The 22,929-nt window shown below is 62.1% G+C and carries 20 protein-coding genes; 11 read left to right on the top strand and 9 right to left on the bottom strand.

All coding sequences use genetic code 11. The annotated features are described in order from the left end of the window. The first annotated feature begins 141 nt into the window (after positions 1-141). The 5 genes from dsbA (at position 142) to E8E68_RS03095 (ending at position 6,186) form a co-directional block, all read left to right on the top strand. Positions 142-774 carry a thiol:disulfide interchange protein DsbA gene (gene dsbA / locus E8E68_RS03115; RefSeq protein WP_266033750.1) on the top strand — a complete coding sequence of 211 codons (633 nt, stop codon included), beginning with the start codon at positions 142-144 and terminating at the stop codon, positions 772-774. Positions 775-786: 12 nt separating this feature from the next. Continuing rightward, entirely contained in the window at positions 787-1,641 is an 855-nt protein-coding gene (locus E8E68_RS03110) for an endonuclease/exonuclease/phosphatase family protein (protein WP_266033752.1), read from the top strand. A gap of 27 nt (positions 1,642-1,668) precedes the next feature. Next, positions 1,669-3,609, top strand: coding sequence for a GGDEF domain-containing protein (locus tag E8E68_RS03105; protein WP_280339665.1), 1,941 nt, complete (start codon positions 1,669-1,671; stop codon positions 3,607-3,609). A gap of 79 nt (positions 3,610-3,688) precedes the next feature. After that, the gene (locus tag E8E68_RS03100) at positions 3,689-4,477 is read left to right on the top strand and encodes an N-acetylmuramoyl-L-alanine amidase (protein ID WP_266033757.1); all 789 of its coding nucleotides are present in this window, start codon (positions 3,689-3,691) and stop codon (positions 4,475-4,477) included. 104 nt (positions 4,478-4,581) lie between these two features. Further along, complete coding sequence (locus tag E8E68_RS03095; protein ID WP_266033760.1) at positions 4,582-6,186, top strand: EAL domain-containing protein; 1,605 nt, start codon at positions 4,582-4,584, stop codon at positions 6,184-6,186. Between the two features lie 57 nt (positions 6,187-6,243). On the opposite strand, the gene E8E68_RS03090 is transcribed toward E8E68_RS03095, so the two are convergent. Both E8E68_RS03090 and algB read right to left on the bottom strand, forming a co-directional pair. Next, a complete protein-coding gene (locus E8E68_RS03090) occupies positions 6,244-8,010 on the bottom strand; it encodes a KinB sensor domain-containing domain (RefSeq protein WP_266033763.1) in 1,767 nt (588 codons plus the stop codon). Positions 8,011-8,021: 11 nt separating this feature from the next. After that, positions 8,022-9,368, bottom strand: a complete 1,347-nt coding sequence (gene algB / locus E8E68_RS03085; protein WP_110743568.1) for a sigma-54-dependent response regulator transcription factor AlgB — start codon at positions 9,366-9,368, stop codon at positions 8,022-8,024. 209 nt (positions 9,369-9,577) lie between these two features. On the opposite strand from algB, the gene E8E68_RS03080 reads away from it, so the two are divergent. The 6 genes from E8E68_RS03080 (at position 9,578) to E8E68_RS03055 (ending at position 14,992) form a co-directional block, all read left to right on the top strand. After that, the gene (locus E8E68_RS03080; RefSeq protein ID WP_280339662.1) at positions 9,578-10,399 is read left to right on the top strand and encodes a BON domain-containing protein; all 822 of its coding nucleotides are present in this window, start codon (positions 9,578-9,580) and stop codon (positions 10,397-10,399) included. A gap of 174 nt (positions 10,400-10,573) precedes the next feature. Continuing rightward, positions 10,574-10,864: a hypothetical protein gene (locus E8E68_RS03075; protein ID WP_280339660.1), complete on the top strand. Its 291-nt coding sequence runs from the start codon at positions 10,574-10,576 to the stop codon at positions 10,862-10,864. A gap of 41 nt (positions 10,865-10,905) precedes the next feature. After that, positions 10,906-11,067: a DUF1328 domain-containing protein gene (locus E8E68_RS03070; protein ID WP_003252966.1), complete on the top strand. Its 162-nt coding sequence runs from the start codon at positions 10,906-10,908 to the stop codon at positions 11,065-11,067. Positions 11,068-11,069: 2 nt separating this feature from the next. Next, positions 11,070-11,540, top strand: a complete 471-nt coding sequence (locus E8E68_RS03065; RefSeq protein ID WP_280339658.1) for an inhibitor of vertebrate lysozyme family protein — start codon at positions 11,070-11,072, stop codon at positions 11,538-11,540. Positions 11,541-12,281: 741 nt separating this feature from the next. Beyond that, positions 12,282-13,610: a glutamate/aspartate:proton symporter GltP gene (gltP, locus tag E8E68_RS03060; RefSeq protein WP_266033779.1), complete on the top strand. Its 1,329-nt coding sequence runs from the start codon at positions 12,282-12,284 to the stop codon at positions 13,608-13,610. A 152-nt stretch (positions 13,611-13,762) separates the two neighbouring features. Then, a complete protein-coding gene (locus tag E8E68_RS03055) occupies positions 13,763-14,992 on the top strand; it encodes a spore maturation protein (protein WP_110743573.1) in 1,230 nt (409 codons plus the stop codon). Positions 14,993-15,068: 76 nt separating this feature from the next. Here the strand turns inward: E8E68_RS03055 and E8E68_RS03050 are convergent, their stop codons facing one another. The 7 genes from E8E68_RS03050 to E8E68_RS03020 all read right to left on the bottom strand — a co-directional run bounded on the left by E8E68_RS03050 (position 15,069) and on the right by E8E68_RS03020 (position 22,923). Continuing rightward, the gene (locus E8E68_RS03050) at positions 15,069-15,686 is read right to left on the bottom strand and encodes an ABC-type transport auxiliary lipoprotein family protein (protein WP_280339655.1); all 618 of its coding nucleotides are present in this window, start codon (positions 15,684-15,686) and stop codon (positions 15,069-15,071) included. Further along, on the bottom strand, positions 15,683-16,621 hold the full coding sequence (locus E8E68_RS03045; RefSeq protein ID WP_266033786.1) for an MlaD family protein: 939 nt from the start codon (positions 16,619-16,621) through the stop codon (positions 15,683-15,685). Before E8E68_RS03045 ends, E8E68_RS03050 begins: the two co-directional genes overlap by 4 nt. 3 nt (positions 16,622-16,624) lie before the next feature. Further along, positions 16,625-17,416 carry an ATP-binding cassette domain-containing protein gene (locus E8E68_RS03040; protein WP_280339653.1) on the bottom strand — a complete coding sequence of 264 codons (792 nt, stop codon included), beginning with the start codon at positions 17,414-17,416 and terminating at the stop codon, positions 16,625-16,627. Next, the gene (locus tag E8E68_RS03035; RefSeq protein WP_266033792.1) at positions 17,413-18,546 is read right to left on the bottom strand and encodes an MlaE family lipid ABC transporter permease subunit; all 1,134 of its coding nucleotides are present in this window, start codon (positions 18,544-18,546) and stop codon (positions 17,413-17,415) included. Before E8E68_RS03035 ends, E8E68_RS03040 begins: the two co-directional genes overlap by 4 nt. A 113-nt stretch (positions 18,547-18,659) precedes the next feature. Further along, complete coding sequence (locus E8E68_RS03030) at positions 18,660-19,682, bottom strand: DUF5924 family protein (RefSeq protein WP_110743578.1); 1,023 nt, start codon at positions 19,680-19,682, stop codon at positions 18,660-18,662. Positions 19,683-19,827: 145 nt separating this feature from the next. Continuing rightward, complete coding sequence (locus E8E68_RS03025; RefSeq protein WP_280339650.1) at positions 19,828-21,234, bottom strand: pitrilysin family protein; 1,407 nt, start codon at positions 21,232-21,234, stop codon at positions 19,828-19,830. Between the two features lie 30 nt (positions 21,235-21,264). Beyond that, complete coding sequence (locus tag E8E68_RS03020) at positions 21,265-22,923, bottom strand: Na/Pi cotransporter family protein (protein ID WP_110743580.1); 1,659 nt, start codon at positions 22,921-22,923, stop codon at positions 21,265-21,267. Positions 22,924-22,929 lie beyond the last annotated feature (6 nt).

Genomic DNA, 22,929 nt, shown 5'->3' with positions numbered 1-22,929 from the left:
ATGTTGTAGGCCAATGATGAAAGGGCGGCCGGGCCGCTCTTTTTTCAGTCCGCAGCCGTTACACTACAGAACTCACGCCGTTGCCGGCCTGTCTCAATACGGGTCGCGTAGAGGCGACTTTCGACTGCTCAGGAGTAAAGCATGCGTAAACTGATTCTCAGCGCCGCGCTGGTCGCCGCCAGCGTGTTCGGTATGACTGCCGTGCAGGCCGCCGAGCCTGTTGCAGGCAAGGAATACATCGAGCTGAGCAACCCTGTTCCGGTTTCCGTGCCTGGCAAGATCGAAGTGGTCGAGCTGTTCTGGTACGGCTGCCCACATTGCTACCACTTCGAGCCGACCATCAACCCATGGGTTGATAAACTGCCCCAAGATGTCAACTTCAAGCGCGTACCGGCGATGTTTGGCGGCCCATGGGACGCCCATGGCCAGATGTTCCTGACCCTCGAAGCCATGGGTGTCGAGCACAAGGTGCACGCTGCGGTGTTCGATGCCATCCAGAACCAGCACAAACGCCTGACCGACCCGCAGGACATGGCCGACTTCCTCGCTACCCAGGGTGTGGACAAGGACAAGTTCCTCGCCACCTTCAACTCGTTCGCCATCAAGGGCCAGGTCAACCAGGCCAAGGAACTGGCGAAGAAGTACGAAATTACTGGGGTACCGAGCATGGTGGTCAATGGCAAGTACCGCTTCGACCTGGGTACCGCTGGCGGGCCGGAAGGCGTGCTGAACGTCGCCGACCAGCTGATCGACAAGGAGCGCGCCGCCAAGTAGGCGGCGTAACCCATGCCCCGCTTCAGAACCACGCGAGGCATTGGCCTGCACCAGCCGCAGGTCAACGAGCATCACCTGCAGGCCTCTGGCCTGCCCCAGGATGGTCGCCTGCGGCTGCTCAGCTTCAACATCCAGGTCGGCATCAGTACCGAGCGTTACCGGCACTACCTGACCCGCAGTTGGCAGCACTTGCTCCCGCACAATGGGCGTGCCGGCAACTTGCAGAAAATCGGTGATCTGCTCGGCGACTTCGACCTGGTGGCGCTCCAGGAAGCCGATGGGGGCAGCCTGCGCTCCGGTTATGTCAACCAGGTCGAGCACCTGGCTCATCTGGGGGCCTTCCCCTACTGGTACCAGCAACTCAACCGCAATCTCGGGCGTTTTGCCCAGCACAGCAATGGCGTGCTCAGCCGCTTGAAGCCCCAGTTGCTCGAAGACCATCCGCTACCAGGGCCGGCCGGGCGCGGGGCGATATTGGTGCGTTTTGGCGAGGGCGAAGATGCACTGATCGTGGTGATGATGCATCTTGCACTCGGCGCCAAGACCCGCGCCTTGCAGCTGGGCTACATTCGCGAGCTGATTGGCGGTTATCGCCACCAGGTGCTGATGGGCGATATGAACACCCATGCAACAGACTTGCTGGAGCACTCGCCGCTGCGTGATCTGGGTCTGATCGCGCCGCAAGTCGAGGCCACCTTCCCCAGCTGGCGGCCTCAGCGTTGCCTGGATCATATTCTGCTCAGCCCAAGCCTCACGCTGGAGCGTGTCGAGGTGTTGGCCCGACCAATATCCGACCACCTTCCCGTTGCTGTCGAGATTCGATTGCCTGATGCATTGACTGTGGATACGCTGCCGGTTTTGAGCTAATTGCCATCACCGTTTGCGGAACCGGGCATGACTGAAGACGCTGAGCGCTGGAAAGAAAAATACCTTAAGAGCATCGAGCAGCAGGAAAAGCTCGAACGGCGTTGGAACGCCCGCCTCGACCTGCTGCGGCGCGGTCTGGTGCGCAGTACCCTGGCGGCCGAAGGTAGCGACAAGGTGGTGGACCAGTGCATGAAGGAAATGCGCGAGGTTATCCGCAGCGACAACATGGACGCTGGCCTTGCCGGGTTGATTCCACGTCTTGAAAAAGCGGTGCTGGACTCGGAACAGCGCCGGGAAACGCGCATGAACCAGGTTGGTGATGCGCTGACCGCGCTGGTTGGCCAGTTGCAGAGCCTACCGCTGCCCAACGATATCTCGCGGCCGTTGAAAAAACTGGCGAAGAAGCTCGACGGCGGCGTCGCCCAGTCCCGTGACCTGCCGCCATTGCTGGGGGAGTTGAGCGGTTTGCAGGGCCGCGCGCTATCGGCCCTGGGTAAGCCGGGCGAAGAAATCCGTCCCGGCTTTCTGCAGCGTTTGTTCGGTAACCGTGAGGATGATGCCCAAGGTGAGCCAGAGCCGGCCCCCGTGCCAGTGCCTGGTGCCGAGACGCCGCCCCCGGCAGCATCGAGCCCTGTCGAGGCCCTGCCGGCTGACGACGTCGATGCTCTGCAACCCCTGCCAACTGCGCCCCCTGCAGCCGAGCTGGCCATGGCGCCCGGGCCGGAGCTGGAGTCAGCAGGCCCGGCACTGATCGAAACCATCGAGCCCCCGCTCGCTTTATCGGTACCGCCACAACCGGACGCAGAACCAGCAGCGCAGGCCGCCGCTAGCGACCCATTGGCTGAGCAAGAGCTGGTGCAGACGCCTGAGGAAGTCCTTGGCGAAGATGAGCCCTATGCCCTGCCCTACGCGGTAGAGCCGCCCTACAGCCAGGTGGCCGCTCACATCGAGCAGACCCTGATCGGCCTGCTCGACGACCTCAGCCTGCCTGAGCGACACAAGGCCCAGGCCCTGGAAATGCGCGAACGGGTTGCCCGCGGGCTGAACTGGTATGAGCTGATCCCGGTGCTGGATGACTTGGCGGTGCTGATGCTGGCGATCACCGACAGTGGCCAGCACGAATTTGAAGCTTACCTGCAGCAACTCAACGAACGCCTGGAAGGTTTCCAGAGCCACCTGCATGAGGCCAGCGCCGGCCACGCCGACAACAGTAGTGCTGCCCGCGAGCTGGATACCCAGTTGCGCGAACACGTCGACGGGCTGCAAAGCAGTGTGCTAGGTGCCGCCGACGTGGACAGCCTGAAGCACATCCTGGAAAACCGTCTGGAAGGCCTGCTGGTGACCATGGATGAGCACAAGCTTGAGCGCGACCGCCGCGAGCAGGACCTGGCAGGCCGCCTGCAAGGGCTCTCGGAGCGGGTGGCGAACATGGAACACGAGGCGCTTGGCTACCGCGAGCACCTGGAGGAGCAGCGGCAGAAGGCCCTGCTCGATCCGCTCACTGGCCTGCCCAACCGTGCGGCCTGGAGCGAGCGGGTTGAGCGTGAAATGGTTGAGTGGCAGGAGAATGGCGGTCACCTGGCGATGGCGATCCTCGATCTGGACCACTTCAAGCGTATCAACGACAGCTACGGGCATCTGGCTGGTGACAAAGTGTTGAAGATCGTCGCCGATCAGTTGCGCAAACGCTTGGGTGCTCGTGACTTCATCGCCCGATTTGGCGGTGAGGAATTCGTCCTGCTCTTGCCGCAGACACCACCCGCTGCAGCTGCCCAGATGGCGGAAGTGCTGCGGGCCACGGTCGAAGCCTGCCCGTTTCACTTCAAGGGTGAAAGGGTGGTAATCACCACTTCGATCGGGCTGGCTGCATTCCACTCCGGGGAGCGCGCCGACCAAGTGCTCAAACGTGCCGATACAGCGTTGTACCGGGCCAAGGACCAGGGCCGCAATCGCGTGCAACAGAACTAGCCGGCCAGCGCAGAGCCACGGCAGGCGCGGCCGTGGCGAGCACGTTATACTGTAGCGCTCATACGCCGAGGCCACTGACGTGCTTTCCACGCTTAAAAAAACCCTGATTTATTCCTTGCTGTTGGCTGTCGCCGGCTGCTCGACCGGCCTGCGCATCGACCGCAGTCACCCTTCGGCCAATCAGGACAACCGCATCCAGTTCGTTGTGCTGCATTACACCAATGCTTCGCTGGAGCGTTCACTGGCGCTGCTCACTCATGGCGAGGTCAGCAGCCATTACCTGATCGGCGATGGTCCGGCGACGGTGTACCAACTGGTGGACGAAAGCCGGCGCGCCTGGCATGCCGGTGATAGCCAATGGCAAGGGCGCACGTGGTTGAATTCCTCGTCCATCGGCATCGAAATCGTCAATCCGGGTTTCACCGACACCCCGAACGGTCGGGTTTGGCACCCTTACAGCGAGGCGCAGGTCGAGGCGTTGATCGCACTGCTCAAGGACATCGTCAAACGCAACAACATCGAGCCGCGTCATATTATCGGTCACAGCGACATTGCCCCGCTGCGCAAGCTTGACCCAGGCCCGTTGTTCCCATGGAAGCGCTTGGCCGATGCTGGCCTGGGGATCTGGCCGGATGCCAATGCCGTGGCCCGTCAACAGGCCTATTTCAGCGTCAACCCGCCCAGCATTGGCTGGTACCAGCAGGAGCTGGCACGCTTTGGCTACCAGATCGAGCAGACCGGCGTGCTGGATGTGGCCACCCGCCATGTGATCGCCGCGTTCCAGATGCGCTTCCGCCCGCAGCGCTTCGATGGCATGCCGGATGCGCAGACGGCGGCGATGCTGCAGGTGCTTAACCGCATGCGTTGATTCGCAGCCCAGGGCTGCTCACACCACAAACGAGCGAAGCGCCAAACGGTGAGGGTGATTATTGATTCAGTTGCTATACCTTAGTAATCAACTGGATGCCCTTGATGTCAGCACTCATCACCCTGCTGCGCCAAATTTTCTACCGTCCCTGGATGCTGGCCACTTTGGCGGCGTTGGCCAGCGCCGCGCTGTTGCTCTCCGCCAGCATCGGCATTGCCCTGCAACAGATGAAGCAAAGTGAGAGTGAGCAGATGAATGCCCAGGGCGAGCGGTTTCTCGACCGCCTTGAGCAGGTGTTCGGCCAGTTGCGCGAGGGTGTCGACCTGTTGCAGGCACAGCCGTTGCGCGGCTGTAGCCCGGCGATGCTGGCTGCCTTGCAACAGGTAGGCCTGAGTTCGCGGTTCATCTACGAAGCAACCTATGTGGATGGTGACATTGCTTGCTCCAACCGCGGTAACGAGCGCGCATTCGTGCCACTGCGGCCGCCGGACATCCAGGGCCCGACCTACAGCTACTGGCTCAACACTACCACCGAGCCGAACGAGAACCTGGCTGCTTTGATGCTGGGCCGGGGCAAATTCCTGGTATCCACATCGCGCGGGCACCTGACTGATGTTGTCGACCTGCCCCCGGGCGGCAGCCTGGTGGTAGTGCTGGATAACGGCGCCCGGGCTATCCCGGTGCTGGGCCCGCCCCAGGTATGGCCACCGCCGTCAGCCTGGTCAACCAGCCACAAGTCGCTGCTCGAACTCAGTGACCGGTTGATCTACCGTATGCCAACCAAGTCGCCGGATTATCAACTGGTGCTGATTGCCCCGCGGGCCAGCCTACCGCTGCGGATGAATGGCATGCTTTGGCTACTGTTCCCTGGTAGCGTGCTTGCGGCCTGCTGCATCGGGTGGCTGGTGTTGCAGTTGATCCTGCAGCGGCGATCGATGAGCTCGGAACTGCAGCATGCCTTGCGCCGTGGCGAACTGCAGGTGCTTTATCAGCCAATCATCGAACTCGACAGCCGGCGCTGCGTGGGGGCTGAGGCCCTGGTGCGCTGGCGCCGCCCCGACGGCTCGCTGACCAGCCCCGACCTGTTCATTCCGCTGGCCGAGAACACCGGGCAGATTCGCCAGATCACCGACTTTGTCCTGCAACGCGTACTTGAACAACTGGGTCAGCTACTGCGCTCGCACCCCAAACTGTACATATCGGTGAACCTGGCGGCCTGCGATGTGATGGTGCCGCGTATTGGCCGGGTAGCAGCGCGCCTGTTGGCCTTGCATCGGGTGGCGGCCAGCCAGATTGCCTTCGAAGTGACAGAGCGCGGCCTGATCGACGTGGTGGTGGCTCGTGACAACCTGCAAGCATTGCGTGCCGTGGGGCACCAGGTGCTGATCGATGATTTCGGAACCGGTTACTGCAGCCTGGCCTACCTGCAGACCTTGCCGGTGGACTGTCTGAAGATCGACAAGGCGTTCATCGATGCCCTCGGCCATGATGCAGCCAGTAGCGGAGTTGCCCCGCATATCATCCGCATGGCCCATGACCTCCACCTGCGGGTGATTGCCGAAGGAATCGAGTGTGAGGACCAGGCGGTACTGCTGAATAGCGAAGGCGTCAATTACGGGCAGGGCTGGCTGTTTGCCCGGCCATTGAACGCCCGGCAGTTTGCCGAGCTTGTCAGCCGTGGCCATCTGCCGCGACGGGTAGAACACTGAATAATCAGCACCGGCCCCTCGCGGACTTGTCGGCGATGAGGCCGGAGCAGGCGATACTCATACCGGCAGGGCCATATAGAACTGGGTACCCTGCCCGGGCCGGGAGAACACGCCCATGCGCCCACCATGCAGTTGCACGATTTCCTTGCACAGCGCCAACCCCAGCCCTGCCCCACCTTTCTTGCGGCCTACCTGCACGAAGGGCTCGAAAATACGCCCTTGCTGACCATAGGCAATACCCTCGCCATTATCCTCGACGCTGATGATTACCCGCTCCGCATGCCGCCGGGCATGCAGGCGGATGCGCCCGCCGCTGGCGGTGTGGCGGATGGCGTTGTGCAACAGGTTGTCCAGCACCCGGTCGAGTTGGGCCAGATCGGCCTGGATGCGCGGCAGTGGTGGTTCCAGTTCCTTGATCAACTCGATCTGCTTATGTGCGGCCTGCTCGGCAAAACGCAGTTGCGCGCGCGCTATCAGCTCGTCGATGGCGCAGGGTGCCAGCTCGAGTTTTTGCAACCCGCTCTGGTAGCGCGAGAAGTTGAGCAGGTCGTTGATCAGCTGGGTCAGCCGCTGCATTTCCTCGCCGATGGTTTCCAGCAGGTCGTTCTCGCGCGCCTCGGGCGGGAACTTGATCCGCTCACGCAGCAGGCCGAAGGCCATGTGCATGCCGGTTACCGGTGTGCGCAATTCATGAGAGGCGCGCAGTACGAATTCGCTGCGAACGCGCTCGAAGGCACGCTGCTCTGTCACATCGTGCAGCACCATCACCGCACCAAGGATAGGCCCCTGCGGGTGGCTAACCGGGGTCAGGCTGTAGGTAAGCAGGCGGCTTTCCTCATCCACCTCCATGTTCAGGTCGTCTGGCGGGCGGTCGAGGCTGCCGCCGCGCAGCACCTGGCGCAGTTGCTGTTCCAGCTCCGGTCGCTGCAAGGCTTCGGCCAGGCTGCTGCCTACGCGGCTGTCGTTCCAGCCCAGTTGGCGCTGGGCCACCGGGTTGAGGTGTTCCAGACGGCCTTGACGGTCGATGATCAGCAGGCCGTCGTCGATGCTGTCGAGCACCGCCTGCAAACGCTGCTGACCGGCCAGTAGTTCGTCGATGTTGGTTGCCTGGTGCTTGCGCAAGGCATCAGCCATTAGGCCGAAGCGGCGGGTCAGCAGGTTAAGCTCGGTGGCCTGGGTGACTGGCAGGGTAACGTCGAAATTGCCTTTGCCGAGTTGGTCGGCAGCCTTGGCCAAGGCCTCGATTGGCTGGCCGAAACGCCGGGCGATGTTGTGTGCGGTGACAAAGCCCAATACCAGCACCACCAGGCCCATCAGGCCAAGGACGCCGCTGACCAGCAGGGCCTGATCGCGGGAGCGTTCCTCGCTACGGGTGATGAGTTCCAATGCCTGTTTATGGGAGTCGATCAGGTCAGTGCGCACCTGGTTGAACGCGGCCCCCAGCGGCTGGTCGACACCCATGCTGCGGGCCGGCGCGGGGCTGTCGCGGTAGGCCTGGAGGAACGTCTGGTAGTTGCTGCTGGCTTTGCTGAAACCGGTGCGTTCGCCGCCTTGCTCCAACCCTTGGTTGAGCAGGTTCTGGAAGTTGTCCTGCAGCAACCGCAGGCTTTCCGGAGCGGTGTCTTCATCGAGGATAAGGGTCAGCTGTTCGCCCAGGTTCTGTCGCAGCTTCAGCCCTACCTCCAGGGCATGGGTGGTGTCTTGCACCAGTCGCTGTTGCACGGTGGCCATCTGCAGCACGCTGACCAGGCCCAGCAGCAGCCCGAGCAACGCCACCGTGACCAGGGCCGAGATGCTGAGGAAAAGCCGCGTGCGCAGCTTCATGGGTGGCCACTTCACAGGTTGTACTGCTTGCGTTTGCGGTACAGGGTCGACGCGTCGATGCCCAAGGTCTTGGCCGCTTGGTCGAGCGTATCGCTGGCGGCCAGTACGGCTCCGATGTGGGCGCGCTCCAGTTCATCCAGGCTAAGCGCGGCACCCACGCGCGGGGCATTGCCAGTGGGTTGTTCGCCCATGCCCAGGTGGGTGATCTCCACCCGTTCCTGTGGGCAGATGATGCTTGCCCGTTCTATCACGTTGCGGAGCTCGCGAATGTTGCCGGGCCAGCGGTAATTGAGCAGGGCTGTGCGAGCCTCATCACTGAAGCCTCGGGCGGGACGGGAGTACTCCTTGACGAAGCGGGCAAGGAAGCGGTCTGCCAGGGTCAGGATATCTTCACTGCGCTCACGCAGCGGCGGCAGATGCAGGGTGATGACGTTCAGGCGATACAGCAGGTCTTCACGGAAGCGGCTTTCGCGCACCATTTCTTCAAGGTTCAGGTTGGTGGCAGCCAGGATTCGCACGTCGGCACGGCGGGTAACCGGGTCGCCGACGCGCTCGTATTCCTTGTCCTGGATGAATCGCAGCAGCTTGGGTTGCAAGGTCAGCGGGAAATCGCCGATCTCGTCGAGGAACAGTGTGCCGCCATCAGCCTGGCTGACCCGCCCCAGGGTGCTCTCGCTGGCACCGGTGAAGGCGCCGCGGGTATGGCCGAACAGTTCGCTTTCCATCAGTTCGGCGTTCAGCGATGGGCAGTTGATGGTCACGCAGGCTTTGCGCGCACGCTTGCTCCAGCCATGGATGGCGCGGGCCAACTCGCCTTTACCGGTGCCGGACTCGCCAAGAATCAGAATGTTGGCGTCTGTGGTGGCAACCTGGCGGGCGGTTTCCAGCACCGCCATCATCGCCGGGCTGTGCGAGTCGAGCCCATCCTTGGGTTTGCGCACTTCACCTTCCAGCGCCTCAAGGCGTGCAGAGAGCTGGCGCACTTCCAATTGCTTGGCGGTGGCCAGGCGTAACTGGTCGGGGCTGCACGGCTTGACCAGGTAATCGGCGGCACCGGCCTGGATGGCGTCTACTGCGGTGTCGATCGCCGAGTGCGCGGTGACGATCACCACTCGCATCCACGGGGCCTGGATACGCATCTGCGCCAGTACATCCAGCCCGTTGTCTTCACCCAGGCGCAAATCGAGAAAGCACAGGTCGAATACCTGGCGCTGCAACAGGGTTTCGGCCTGGGCAGCGCTGTTGGCCGTGGCCACGCTGTAGCCCTCGTCCTCCAGGCAATAGCGGAAGGTGCGCAGGATCGCGGACTCGTCATCCACCAGCAGAATGCGGCCTTGGTTGTCCTGGGCTGATTCCATTTCCTGCGCTCCTTTGAGATAGATCTGTATTTAGTGTGGGAAAAATCGGGCAAGTTGCATGGTCAATTCTGAAGGATTCTGTCCTTTGCATGCTAGCCAATGGCCAAATGATGCCTGCAACCCGCGTTTTTCCAATGATTTGCTTAGAGGTACGCGGTGGCACATTGGTTGCGAGGATTTTCACCTTTTGCCCAAAAGGAGCCACTGCCATGCCCTTTCCCCTGCCTAGAGCCGTGTTGGCAGCCACCCTGCTGACAGTATTTACCCCGGCATTCGCCGAGCCGGTGCAGGACGCCCGTCTGGAAGGCGCGCTGCACACTGCCTTGTCACTGAACCGCATGCTCAACCCGTTCCGCATCAAGGTCGAGGTGGATGGCAAGCAAGCGCGGCTTTCCGGTGAGGTAGAGAACAACGTCGAGCGGCAGTTGGCCGAGGATGTGGCGCGGGCTACCCACGGCATCGAACAGGTGGATAACCAATTGCAGGTCAATCCCGAACTGGTGGAGCGCCCGCTGGAACTGCGTGCCTACGCCCAGAGGCTGGAGGACGCCACCCTGGCGGCGGTCATCCGGGCACGGCTGTTGTGGAGTCGCACCACCGAGAAGGCACCCATAGACGTGCAGAGCAACCAAGGCGTGGTGACGCTGCGTGGCCGGGTCGATAGTGCTGAGGCCAAGGAGCTGGCGGGCGTGGTGGCGCGTACCACCGACGGGGTGTATCTGGTCAACAACCTGGTCAGCCTGGATACCGCCGCCATGGCCAAGGCGCGGCAATCCCCCGTCGGGGCGCCCGAGGGGCCGCAGCCAAGCGACAGCTGGATCATCGACAAGGTCCAGAACAGTTACCGCTTCAGCCGCAACCTGGATGGCCTGAACCTGAAAGTGGCCAGCGTGGACGGCATGGTGCGGTTATCGGGAGAGGTAGTCAGCGCCGAGCAGAAAACCATCGCGGTAGATATCGCCCGCGAAATCATCGGCGTGCGTGGGGTGGATGCCGACCTGCTGAAGGTGGCGACCAAGGTCGAAGGCTGATCGTGCAATTCGCACGACCCCATGGGCGGCATCGTGCAGTATACGTCCTAGGCGGTTTTGGTAGGTGTAAGTAAGTCATTGTTTTTAAAGGATTTTATTTAATTTCAAAGACTGGCATGCAGGCTGCAATTACCTGTTCAGGTTTGAACAAAAATTACAGCAGGAGGAGCCGGCATGAACCGCCAATCCGTCAACCGCTCGCAGATCGCCGCACTGCCTCTTCGCCAGATGCTGTCACTCGGCATGGCGCTGCTGCTGACTTTGGCCGCTGGCCTGTTCTATTACAGCTGGCAGACCGCGCGCCTGGCCGAGCAAGTGGCAGCGCAGACTGCCTTGTTGACGCAGATTCAGGCAACCCGTGCCAATACTCTGGTCAAGGCCGCAGAGCCAGTATCTGGCGGCCGGGCCACTGCTTCGCCGGCCACTGTGGAAAATGTCGTACCCCAGGACCGTTGGGTGTTCTGATCCACTGGCCGAACCGATTCCGCAAAGAAAGGAGAATCACCATGCTGAGCTGGGCTATCACTTTCCTCATCATCGCCATTGTCGCCGCTGTACTGGGCTTTGGTGGTATCGCCGGCGCCGCGACGGGTATCGCGAAGATTCTGTTCATTGTCTTCCTGGTGCTGTTCGTAGCTTCTTTCTTCTTTGGACGTGGACGAGGTTGAAAATGAGCAGGAAGCTCCGTTCAGCCCTGGCTGCCGCCCTGTTACTGGGTAGCAGCGCGGCGGCGATGGCGGCCAATGACGGCCAGGTCCGGGTCGACCAGTTGCTCGGCTCGGACCCCGAGTACCGGGAAACCTGGCAGGACACGATCAAGGGCGAGGAACGCCTGCCTGATTGGGTGGTCAATTTGACCGGCAGTGCCCAGCAGCAAATGTCCGCAGTTAGCGAAGAGGGTGACAAGTACTTGGTCGGCCCGTTGTGTGAGGCTCAGGACAAGTGCACCTTCAAACGCCTGATCGTGGCGTTCAGCTGGGACAAGGATGACGCCTACGGGATGCTCGTAGAGGTACCTGAAGGCTTGCCGAAGGACAAGTCGCCTACCCGACATGCGCAATACCGTTGGATAGGCGAGCCCGACGATGGCATGAAGGCCATGCTGCAGGAGCAGCTCAAGCGTGATCCGAACTGGTACTGAGCGGTTAGTGCCGGTACCCAAGAAAGGTCACGCACTGTCACGTAATAGAAGCTGAACCTTTCTATAGTTCAGCCTTCTATGATGCGCCGCCTCGAGGAGGGGCAGCACATGACCATGGGGCCGGGCTGTTCTGATTGTTGCAGGATCGGAGTGGCCTAGGGGTACAGGGAGTGCCTCCAGCGATGGGCCGGGTCAGGAAAGGCGGAATCGGAAGCATCAGGTCGGCGGTGTCAAGGGACACCATGCCAGACCTGACTTCCGAGGAGCCATGTAGGTTCTATCGCTTTGCTTGCGCGTTTTTTCCTTTGGGACACATTTTGTCTCGACCGTACATCAAATTTTTTTCTTACCCCGTACTGCTTGTTCAAGCGGTATTTCGGCCATTCGGATTGTCGAACAAGCCATCTTCAATGCCCTTTGTGTACCGCTGATTCTGCCGAAATATGGCGGTTTGGTCTTGTTCGGGATTCCGAACGTTATAAATCAAGCACTTGCGACACCCCTGAGGTGCCATAAAACAGTATGCACAAACGGTATGGGGTATGCGTTTCCGGCATTAGATTTCCCACCTTGCCATCGCAATAGTTGCCGCCTTTTTCGCTGGCCAGAGCGCCCTGTCGCTCGCCTGCGGTGTCCTTACATGAAGTCGCCGGGTGAAACATTGCTGCCCGTGACCTGGCCACGGCTGTGTCACGCACGTTTCCGCCAAGCGCCATGACCACTAGAACAAAGGGTAAAGACATGAAGAAGGCAAAACTGAGCCTCGCTTGGCAGATCGTCATCGGTCTGGTCCTGGGCGTTGCAATCGGCGCGCTGCTGAACCACTTCAGCGCAGAAAAGGCCTGGTGGATCAGCAATGTCCTCCAGCCCGCCGGTGACATCTTCATTCGCCTGATCAAGATGATCGTCGTCCCGATCGTGATTTCGTCGCTGATCGTGGGTATCGCCGGGGTTGGCGATGCGAAGAAACTGGGCAGCATCGGCCTGAAGACCATCATCTACTTCGAAGTGGTGACCACCATCGCCATCGTCGTCGGCTTGGTTCTGGCCAACCTGTTCCACCCGGGCGCCGGTATCGACATGAGCACCCTGGGTACCGTGGACATCTCCAAGTACCAGGCGACTGCGGCCGAGGTACAGCATGAGCATGCGTTCATCGAAACCCTCCTCAACCTGATCCCGTCGAACATCTTCGCTGCGCTGATGCGTGGTGAAATGTTGCCGATCATCTTCTTCTCGGTGATGTTCGGCCTGGGCTTGTCGAGCCTGCAGGCAGAGTTGCGCGACCCGCTGGTGCGGACCTTCCAGGCCGTATCGGAAACCATGTTCAAGGTCACCCACATGATCATGAACTACGCCCCGATCGGCGTGTTCGCCCTGATCGCCGTGACCGTGGCCAACTTCGGCTTCAGCTCGCTGCTGCCGCTGGCCAAGCTGGTACTGCTGGTGTACTTCGCCATCGCCTTCTTCGCGTTCATGGTGTTGGGCCTGGTTGCTCGCCTGTTCGGCTTCTCGGTGATCAAGATCATGCGCATCATGAAAGATGAACTGATCCTCGCCTACTCCACCTCCAGCTCGGAAACCGTGCTGCCGCGGGTGATCGAGAAGATGGAAAAGTACGGTGCACCGAAGTCGATCTGTTCGTTCGTGGTACCGACCGGCTACTCGTTCAACCTTGACGGTTCGACCCTGTACCAGAGCATCGCGGCCATCTTCATCGCCCAGCTGTACGGTATCGACCTGTCGTGGAGCCAGCAGCTGCTGCTGGTGCTGACCCTGATGGTCACCTCCAAGGGTATTGCCGGGGTCCCGGGTGTGTCCTTCGTGGTGCTGCTGGCTACCCTGGGCAGCGTGGGCATTCCGCTGGAAGGCCTGGCCTTCATCGCCGGTGTAGACCGCATCATGGACATGGCCCGTACTGCGCTGAACGTCGTGGGCAACGCTTTGGCTGCATTGGTCATTGCTCGCTGGGAAGGCATGTACGATGCGGCGAAGGGCGAGAAGTACTACGCCTCGCTGATGACTGAAAAGCGGGAAGCCGCAGTGGTTGGCGAAGCTGCCAAGCGCTGAGCCTGATGGCTGCCTGACCAAGAGCCCCGACTTGTCGGGGCTTTTTGTTGTCTGCGATTCTCCAGGCCTTCGTGGTTCTCTGTAGGCGCGAGGTCGCCAGTCAGGGGCTGCGATACGCTATCATTCGGGCATTTTTCAGGGGGAACACTCGGATGCTCAACGGCCTTTGGCTCGGCTTTTTCCTGGTGGCGGCGGTGTCCGCCATGGCCCAATGGCTGGTAGGCGGCAACGCAGGCATTTTTGCAGCGATGGTCGAGAGCATCTTCGCCATGGCCAAGCTGTCGGTCGAGGTGATGGTGCTGCTGTTCGGCACGCTGACCCTGTGGCTGGGCTTTCTCAAAATCGCCGAAAAGGCCGGTATCGTCGAATGGCTGGCCAAGGTGCTGGGCCCACTGTTTGCCCGCCTGATGCCGGAAGTGCCGTCGGGCCACCCGGCCTTGGGCCTGATCACCATGAACTTCGCGGCCAATGGCCTGGGCCTGGACAACGCTGCCACGCCGATCGGCCTGAAGGCCATGCGCGCGCTGCAGGAGCTGAACCCCAGCAGCACCACGGCGAGCAATGCGCAGATCCTGTTCCTGGTGCTCAACGCCTCGTCGCTGACCCTGCTGCCGGTGACCATCTTCATGTACCGCGCCCAGCAAGGCGCGCCCGACCCAACCATGGTGTTTCTGCCAATCCTGCTGGCCACCAGTGTCTCGACGCTGGTTGGCTTGCTGTCGGTTGCGGTGATGCAGCGCCTGCGCCTGTGGGACCCGGTGGTGCTCGCCTACTTCATCCCTGGCGCCTTGCTGCTGGGTGGCTTCATGGCCTTCCTGGGCACGTTGTCGGCGGCGGCGTTGGCCAGCCTGTCATCGATCCTGGGTAACCTTACGTTGTTTGGCGTGATCATCCTGTTCCTGGTGATCGGAGCCTTGAGGCGGGTGAAGGTGTACGAAGCCTTTGTAGAAGGCGCCAAGGAAGGCTTTGACGTAGCCAAGAACCTGCTGCCCTACCTGGTGGCGATGCTGGTGGCTGTAGGTGTGCTGCGCGCATCAGGGGCGCTGGAGCTGGCGCTGGACGGCATTCGCCATGCGGTGAACTGGATGGGCCTGGATACGCGCTTCGTCGAAGGCTTGCCGACTGCGCTGGTCAAGCCGTTTTCCGGCAGTGCGGCGCGGGCAATGCTGATCGAGACCATGCAGACGCAGGGGGTGGACAGCTTCCCGGCGCTGGTGGCGGCGACCATCCAGGGCAGTACCGAAACTACCTTCTACGTGCTGGCGGTGTACTTTGGTGCGGTGGGGATCCAGCGCGTGCGGCATGCGGTGGGTTGCGCGCTGCTGGCCGAGTTCTCGGGTGTGGTCGCGGCGATCTTCATCTGCTACTGGTTCTTCGGCTAATCGCCATGATGTGACTGCACGGGTCTTGGGCCTGTGCAACCCGGTGGGAGGGGCAGCCCTCCCCCCTATCAGGAGCTTAGCCAGCGGGAACGCTGCTCGCCTGGGCGATGGTCCACCTCACCACCTGCCCGGTCAGCTGGTCACAGGCCTGGCCAAACCCGGCTACCACCGCTGACACCTGCTTGTCTGCCAGCGGCTGGCGGATCTCGAAGCGTTTGCTGGCAAGAATGCGCTGGGTCCGGCCCTGTACCAGCCGTGCGTCATAGCGGATCACCACCTCCACCGCCCCGCCTGTACGGTATTCCGTCTGGAAGGCCTGCAGTTCTCCCGCCAGTTCGTAGTCAGCCTGCAGGTTGCTGTCATCGGCGCTCAGGCGCTGTACCTGGCCGTCACGCTGGAAGCCGTCGAGCAGGCGGTTGCGCAGCAGTATCGGTACCGCATCGCTCCAGCGCGCGCCCTTGTAGCTGCTGACCACATCGCCCTGGGGAATCACGGCTATCCGTGGCCCTGCCAGCACTTCGCTGGCCAAGGGCTTGTTCAGGCGCAGCGACCAGTCCAGCGGCGCTGCTGTACGGCTGGCCTGGTTGACTGGCATGCGGTACAGGTCGACAGGTTCGCTCTTGGGCAGGATCGAACAGGCACTGGCAAGGCTCAGCGCGGCCGCGAGGGCCAGCAGGCGCAGCGACGGTTTCATGGCTGGAACTCCTTGTTGTTGTCGCGACCGAGCAGGTAGCCGCTGGGGTCGGCTTCCAGTTGCCGGGAGATACCTTTGAGGGCGTTGAGGGTTTCGCGCAGCTCGCGGATGGCCGGGGTCAGCTGGTTCAGGCCCTGGGCGCCGTCACCGATGGCGTCGCTGTTGTCTTTGAGCAGGCTATTGATGGTCGCAGTGCTTTCGGCCAGCGACTGCATGGCCTGCTCTGCGCTGCCGATGGCTTGCTTGCCCTGGGTGCCCAACAGGCCGTTGGCATTGCGCATCAGTGTCTGGGTTTCGGCCAGGGTGGCACTGGCCTGCTTGCCTACCTGTACCAGTTGTTCGATAGCCGCGGCGATACTGCCGTGCTCGCCGGCAAAGGCGCCGGTAGTCTTGTCGAGGTTGGCCAGGGTGTTGCTGAGGTGGCCGATGTTGTCCTCGGAGAACATCTGGTTGGCGTTGTGCAGCAGCAGGTTGATGTTGGTGACCAGGTCGCTGCTGTCGTTGAGCAGGCGCGAGATGGGCGATGGCGAGGCGATGATCAATGGCAGCTTGCCATCCTTGCCTTTCAGCTCGGGGCTTTGCGGGGTACCGCCGCTGAGCTGGATGAACGAGTTACCGGTCACCCCAGCCAGGGTCAGCTTGGCCTGGGTGTCTTCCTTCACCGGGGTATCGCCGCTCAGGCGCACACGAGCCAGTACCCGGCGCGGGTCTTTCGGGTCCAGGCGCAGGGTGGAGACGTCGCCCACCTTGATGCCGTTGTACTGCACCGGGCTACCCCGGGACAGGCCGGATACCGCCTCGTTGAACACCACTTCGTAATCCTTGAAGGCGTCATCGACGCTGGACTTGGTCAGCCATAGGCCGAACAGCATGGCGCCGGCCACCACCAGAACGGTGACCAGGCCGATAAGAACGTGATGGGCTCGGGTTTCCATTGTTCAGCGCTCCTGCCCGATGCGTGTGGCGGCCCGTTCGGCAGCGCGCCCGCGTGGGCCGTGAAAGTATTCTTGGATCCAGGCGTCGTTGGTCTGCTCGACCTCGGCCAGGGGGCCGGCCACCAGGACCTTTTTCTGCGACAGCACGGCGATGCGGTCGGTGATGGTGTACAAGGTGTCCAGGTCGTGGGTGATCAGGAACACCGACAGGCCCAAGGCGTCACGCAGGGTCAGGATCAGCTGGTCGAACGCGGCGGCACCGATCGGGTCCAGGCCTGCGGTCGGCTCGTCGAGGAACAGGATGTCCGGGTCCAGGGCGAGTGCGCGCGCCAGCGCGGCGCGTTTGATCATGCCCCCTGACAGCGAGGCCGGGTATTTGTCGGCGGCTGAGATCGGTAGCCCGGCGAGTGCCAGCTTTACCCCGGCCAGGTGTTCGGCGTCGGCACGGGACAAGCCGGCGTGCTCGATCAGCGGCAGGGCCACGTTTTCGGTGACGGTCAGGGAAGAGAACAGCGCGCCCTTCTGGAACAGTACGCCAAAGCGCCGCTCGACCAGCGAGCGCTGCTCTTCGCGCAGGCCGGCGAGGTCCTGGCCCAATACCGTGATCTGCCCTTCGTTGGGCCGGCGCAGGCCGATGATGCTGCGCAGCAGCACCGACTTGCCGCTGCCCGAGCCGCCCACCACAGCGAGAATCTCGCCGCGGTACAAGTCCAGGTCGAGGTTTTCATGCACCACCTGGCGGCCGAAGCGGTTGCAGATGCCGCGTGCTTCGATCACGCGCTCTTTACCATTCACCAGCCCATCTCCATGCAGAACAGGGCAGCCACCGCATCCAGCACAATGACCACGAATATCGACTGCACCACCGCCGAGGTGGTGTGTGCCCCCACCGATTCGGCACTGCCGCTGACCTTGAAGCCTTCAAGGCAGCCGATGGCGGCGATAAGGAAGGCAAAGAACGGTGCCTTGGCCAGGCCCACCAGGAAGTGTTGTACGCCGATGTCGCTTTGCAGCAGCGACAGGAACATGGCCGGCGAGATATCTAGCGTCAGGGCGCACACCACCGCACCGCCAACGATGCCGCAGATCATTGCGACAAAGGTGAGCAACGGCAGCGAAATGAGCAGGGCCAGAACCCGGGGAACCACCAGCAGTTCCATGGGGTTGAGGCCCAGGGTGCGGATGGCGTCGATTTCTTCGTTGGCCTTCATCGAGCCGATCTGTGCGGTAAAGGCGCTGGCAGTGCGGCCAGCCATGAGAATGGCGGTCAGCAGCACGGCGAATTCGCGCAGGAACGAAAATGCCACCAGGTCGACGGTGAAAATGGTCGCGCCGAAGTCGGCCAGCACCGTAGCCCCCAGAAACGCCACCACTGCGCCCACCAGGAAGGTCAGCAAGGCGACGATAGGTGCCGCATCCAGGCCGGTCTGTTCGATGTGCGCAACTACTGGGGTGATGCGCCAACGATGGGGCTGGATGGCGCGGCGCAGCAAGGTTTCGAGGATTACACCGATGAAGCCGAGCAGCTGCATGCTGTCTTGCCACAGTGTACCGACGGCGCAACCGATGCGCTCCAGCAGCAATAGCAGCACGTTGCGCTCGGGCTCCTTGACCGGAATGCAGTAGTCCTGGACCGAGCAGTAGACATTCTTCAGCAGCGCGCGGCTGGCTTCGGGCAGTTCTTGGGTGCAGCGTGACAGGCGCTCGGAGCCGAGCAGTTCGGCCAGAAGCGAAGCGCCGGCGGTATCCAGGCGGCCCAGTTGGCTTAGGTCGGCGACGGTGTCGGCAGTGTACTGCGAACGCAGCTGCTCGCTCTCGCGCTTGAGGCTGGCGTAGTGCGCCAGGGTCCAGTCACCGGTGATGCGCAGGCGGGCCGGATGGCTGCTGGTGTCCAGGGTGGCGCTGGGGATGGTCACAGGCTCCATGCATTTGACTCGGCGCTAAGGCTTAGGGGCTGATCATAGCGCAGTGGGCATGGGCTGTTTGGTGATTATGTGCTGTGTGTAGGGGGCATCGGGGCGCAAAGCGCCCCTGTCAATTACTGCGCCGGGGCATCATCGACCACCTTGAAGCGCAGCACGCCAATCACCTGCCCATCCTCGGTCAGTACCCGCACCTGCCACTTGCCCACCGGGTTTGGCGGGAAGTTCTGCTTGTGGGTCCAGGCGCGGTAGCCCTCTTTGCGCCCGCCGTGGATGTCCAGGGCAATGCGGTCGACCTCCTGGCCGTCCTTCTGCCAGACATGGTAGATCCGCTCGTTCAGGCCGCGTGGCGCGTTGATCGCGGTGTAGGCGTACAAGCCGCTGCTGCGGATGCGACTGGCAGCAATTTCGTCCAGCGAATCGCCCGGCTGGCGGTTGAGCACCTCGGTACTGACCGCCACCTCGGTCATCCACAGGGTTGCCGGCGGCACCCAGGAGCGCAGCAGCCAGCCACCGGCCCCGACCGACAGGGTAACCAGCACCAGCGCCACGCCCCGGCGCCAGGTATTGATCGGGAAGCTGCTGGCCAGGCTGGGGAACGACAGGGCCATGGCCGCGATCAGCGCCAGCTTGAAGCTTTGCGCGGTGGTCAGGTGGAGGATGATCGGCAGCGCGGTCAGCAGTGCTGCGAACAGGGTCAGGGTGTGCAGCGCCAGGAACAGCCAGCGCCGTGGGGCCAGCCATTTGTAGTAAAGCGGGTCGGTGATGGAAATCAGGCCGGCGGCACCGAGCAGGCCGGTAAACACCAGCTGTCCGCTGTTCCAGGTGGTGGTGATGAAGAAGAACGGCAGCACGAAGAACAGCGTTTCCTGGTGAATCATCTGCGTTGCGTAGCGCAGCAGCGGTTGCGGGATTTCGCGGTTGAAGGTACGTGCGAAGAGGCCGGTGAGGGTGTTCTCCAACATCAGCCAGACCCAACTGACCAGCATCAGCACGGCTACCCAACTGGCCAGGCCGGCCTGGCGGTCGACCAGGATGAAACTGCCGATACCGGAGAGGAAACCGCCGAGCGCGATGATGCCGGGGTAGCGTTTGAGCAGTTCGATGATGCGCTGGACGATATGGGGAATTTGGGGCATTGGGGGCTACAACAGAAAGGATGAGATGGCGGTACTGGCCTCTACGCAGGCATGCCTTCTGCCACAGGGCTCAGCGATGATGCGGCCTTTATGGGCGTGGACGTGCTTGCGAAAAGGCCGGTACTGGCAAAAGGATACCGCCGATTCACCGCTGCCGTGTAGCACCACTTGGCCGCTGCGGGCCATGCCGCCGCCAACGCAGCATCCCCGCCGCCAGAATCAGCCCCGCCAGCAAGGCCACCAGCCCGTACAGTTCGTCATAGCCGAGCAATGGTTTCTCGATCCGTACATACCCCTCCTCCTTGAGCAGTTCCTTCAACGCCTGATTGGCCTGCTCCAGGCTGACCTGGCGCAGCTTGCGTACCGGGTTGATAAAGCGCCCATCGGTGTAGTCGTTCAGCGCGCCCCAGTAATAGTCGGCCAAGGCGCTGTTGCCCTGGGTACTCCAGCTTTCCTTGGCAACGCTGGCATCCTTGATGCGAGCGAATGTATCCGGATCGAGGCCTTCCTTGCGCAGGTGATCGAACAACGCCTGCATTGCCGAGACGGCCTTGTCTATGTCATCGCGCTCCAGGTCGGCATTGAGGCTGAGCAGGCCGGTATCGCCAAAGCTTTCCCGTTGCACCGAGGGTCCGTAGGACAAGCCATTGCGCAGGCGCAGCTGGTCGTACAGTGCCCAGTCCAGGTAGCGTGACAGCAGGTCGAGGGTGGCTTGGTGGTCATTGTCCAGCACCGGTTCGATGAACAGCCAGTGCAGTTTGACGCTGTCACCCAGCCAGCCGCGGGTCAGGTCACGGCGCTGCTCGGCCTGCTGGGTGATGCTCTCCAGGCTGCGTCGCTCTTCAGGTTCGGTGGCAGGCAGCTCACCAAAGGTGCGCTCCAGATAAGCCGGCAGCAGGCGGTCGAGACCACCGACCATGATCAGGGTCATGTTGTTGGCCGCATACCAGTGATCACGCAGTGCCTGCACTTGCTCCAGAGTCATGTCGTCGATGTTGGAGCGTTCCGGGCACTTAAGGCCCAGCTCGGTCGCCAGCTGGTCGCTGGCCGGGTGGCCGATGTCCTGGCGGTCCAGCCAGCGCTGCAGGTGGCCATAGTGGCCGCCATCTTCGCGTTCGATGATGCGCTTGGCGGTGGCCAGCGCCTTGGCGTCGATGCGGGTGTCACGGACAATCGCCAGCAAAAGGTCGAGCACTTTGCGCTGGTTGCGCGCCGGGGCCTCGATGACAAAGGTGGTGTCGGCGCTGCTGGTATAGGCGTTCCATTCGCCGCCAAGCGCTTGCAGGCGTTCTTCCAGGCCACCCTCGCCAGTTTCGTCGATGCCGCTGAACAGCAGGTGCTCGAGCAAGTGTGGCAGCTCTTTCTGTTCGCAATCGAAGTCGTCCAGGCCGACCCCAACCACGAGGCGAATCGCCACATGGTCACGTTCATAGCCGTCTTTCAGGATCACCTGCAGCCCGTTGGGCAATAGGTAACCCTCAACCCGCGAGCGGTCGAGGGCCAATGAGGACAGGCTGCAGATCAGCAGGCAAACGAACATCAGGCAACGCATTGGCGAGCAAGGGTCCTTAGCTAGGCAAAATCACGGCTGGCGGGCTTCATCCGGCACGCTGTCGAGCATCAGCCCGCCGGTGTCCGAGCCGCCCAGTACCACATAGGCACTGCTACAGAACAAAGAGTTCAACCGTTTCATGTCGGCGATGAGCTCCAAGTGTAGCGAACTGGTTTCGATACTTTGCACTACCTTACGCTGCAGGCGGCTGACGTGGGCGTGCGCCAGGCGCCGTTCCTGGGCGCGAAAGCGACGCTTTTCCCGCAGCAGCAGGCGGGCGCTTTCCGGGTCGGCGCTGAGGAATACCGACAGCCCCAGGCGCAGGTTGGCCAGCAATTGTTCCTGCAGGCCGGTCAGTTCTTCCAGGCCGACCTGGGAAAACTCCCGGCGCTGGCTGGTTTTCTGCTGCTGGACCTTGCGCAGCATGCGTTCGATCAGGTCGCAGGCCAGCTTGAGGTTGATTGCCAGCTCGATGATTTCGGCCCAGCGGCGGTTGTCCTGTTCACCGAGGTCTTCACGGGACATCTGCGCCAAGTAGAGTTTGATCGCGCTGTACAAGGCATCGGCGTCTTCGCCCAAGGCGCGAACCTGCTGTGGCAGGGCGGTCTGGGTACCCCGCAGGGCTCCGAGCATGGCTTCGAGCAGGCTGTCGACGATATCGCCCAGGCGCAGGGTTTCGCGGGCGGCATTGGCAAGGGCCAGGCTGGGGGTCTGCAGGGCCGAGGCATCGAGGTGGCGCGCCCGGACTTGGCCGTTGCCGGCTTCCCGCTCGGGCAACAGGCTGTTGCACAGCCGTCCCATGGGTTTGACCGTGGGTAGCATCAGCAAACAGCGCAGGGTGTTGTAGAGCAGGTGGAAGCCGATAACCAGCTCCTGCGGGCTGAAGCTCAGCGAGTCCATCCACTCCACCAGCGGGTGCAGTACCGGAATGATCAGCACCAGGCCGATCAACTTGTACAGCAGGCTGCCCAAGGCCACCCGGCGCCCGGCGGCGTTCTGCATGCTGGTGCTGATGAACGCCAGTAGGCCGCTGCCGATGTTGGCCCCGACCACCAGGCCGATCGCCACCGGCAGACTGATCAGTTCGGCACCGGCCAGGGTTGCGGTAAGCAGCACGGCGGCAAGGCTGGAATAGGAAATCATGGCGAACATCGCCCCGACCAGTGCGTCGAGCATGATGTCGCCGGTCAGCGAGGCGAACAGCACTTTCACGCCCTGGGCGTGAGTGATCGGCGCAGCTGACTGCACGATCAGCTCCAGTGCGAGAATGATCAGCCCCAGGCCTATCCCTACCCGGCCCAGCTGGCCGGCCCTCGTCTGCTTGCGAGAGAGAAAGAAGATCACACCGAGGAAAATCAACAGCGGCGACAGCCACGACAAGTCGAAGGTCAGTACCCTGGCCATGAGCGCTGTACCCACGTCGGCACCGAGCATGATTGCCAGCGCCGGGGTCATGGCCATCAGGCCCTGGCCAACGAATGACGTGACCAACATGGCAGTAGCGTTGCTGCTCTGAACCATGGCGGTGACCAGAATACCCGCGATGAATGCCAGCGGGCGCTTGTTCATGTTCTGGCTGATGATGCGGCGCAGGTCGGAACCGAATACCCGAAGGATGCCGGTACGCACGATATGGGTGCCCCAGACCAGAAGCGTCACGGCCGAGAGCAGGTTGAGCAGGGTCAGCATGGCGAA

Source organism: Pseudomonas sp. BN607, from assembly GCF_029871175.1.
Taxonomy (GTDB): Bacteria; Pseudomonadota; Gammaproteobacteria; order Pseudomonadales; family Pseudomonadaceae; genus Aquipseudomonas.
This window is presented reverse-complemented; position numbering and strand designations above follow the sequence as displayed.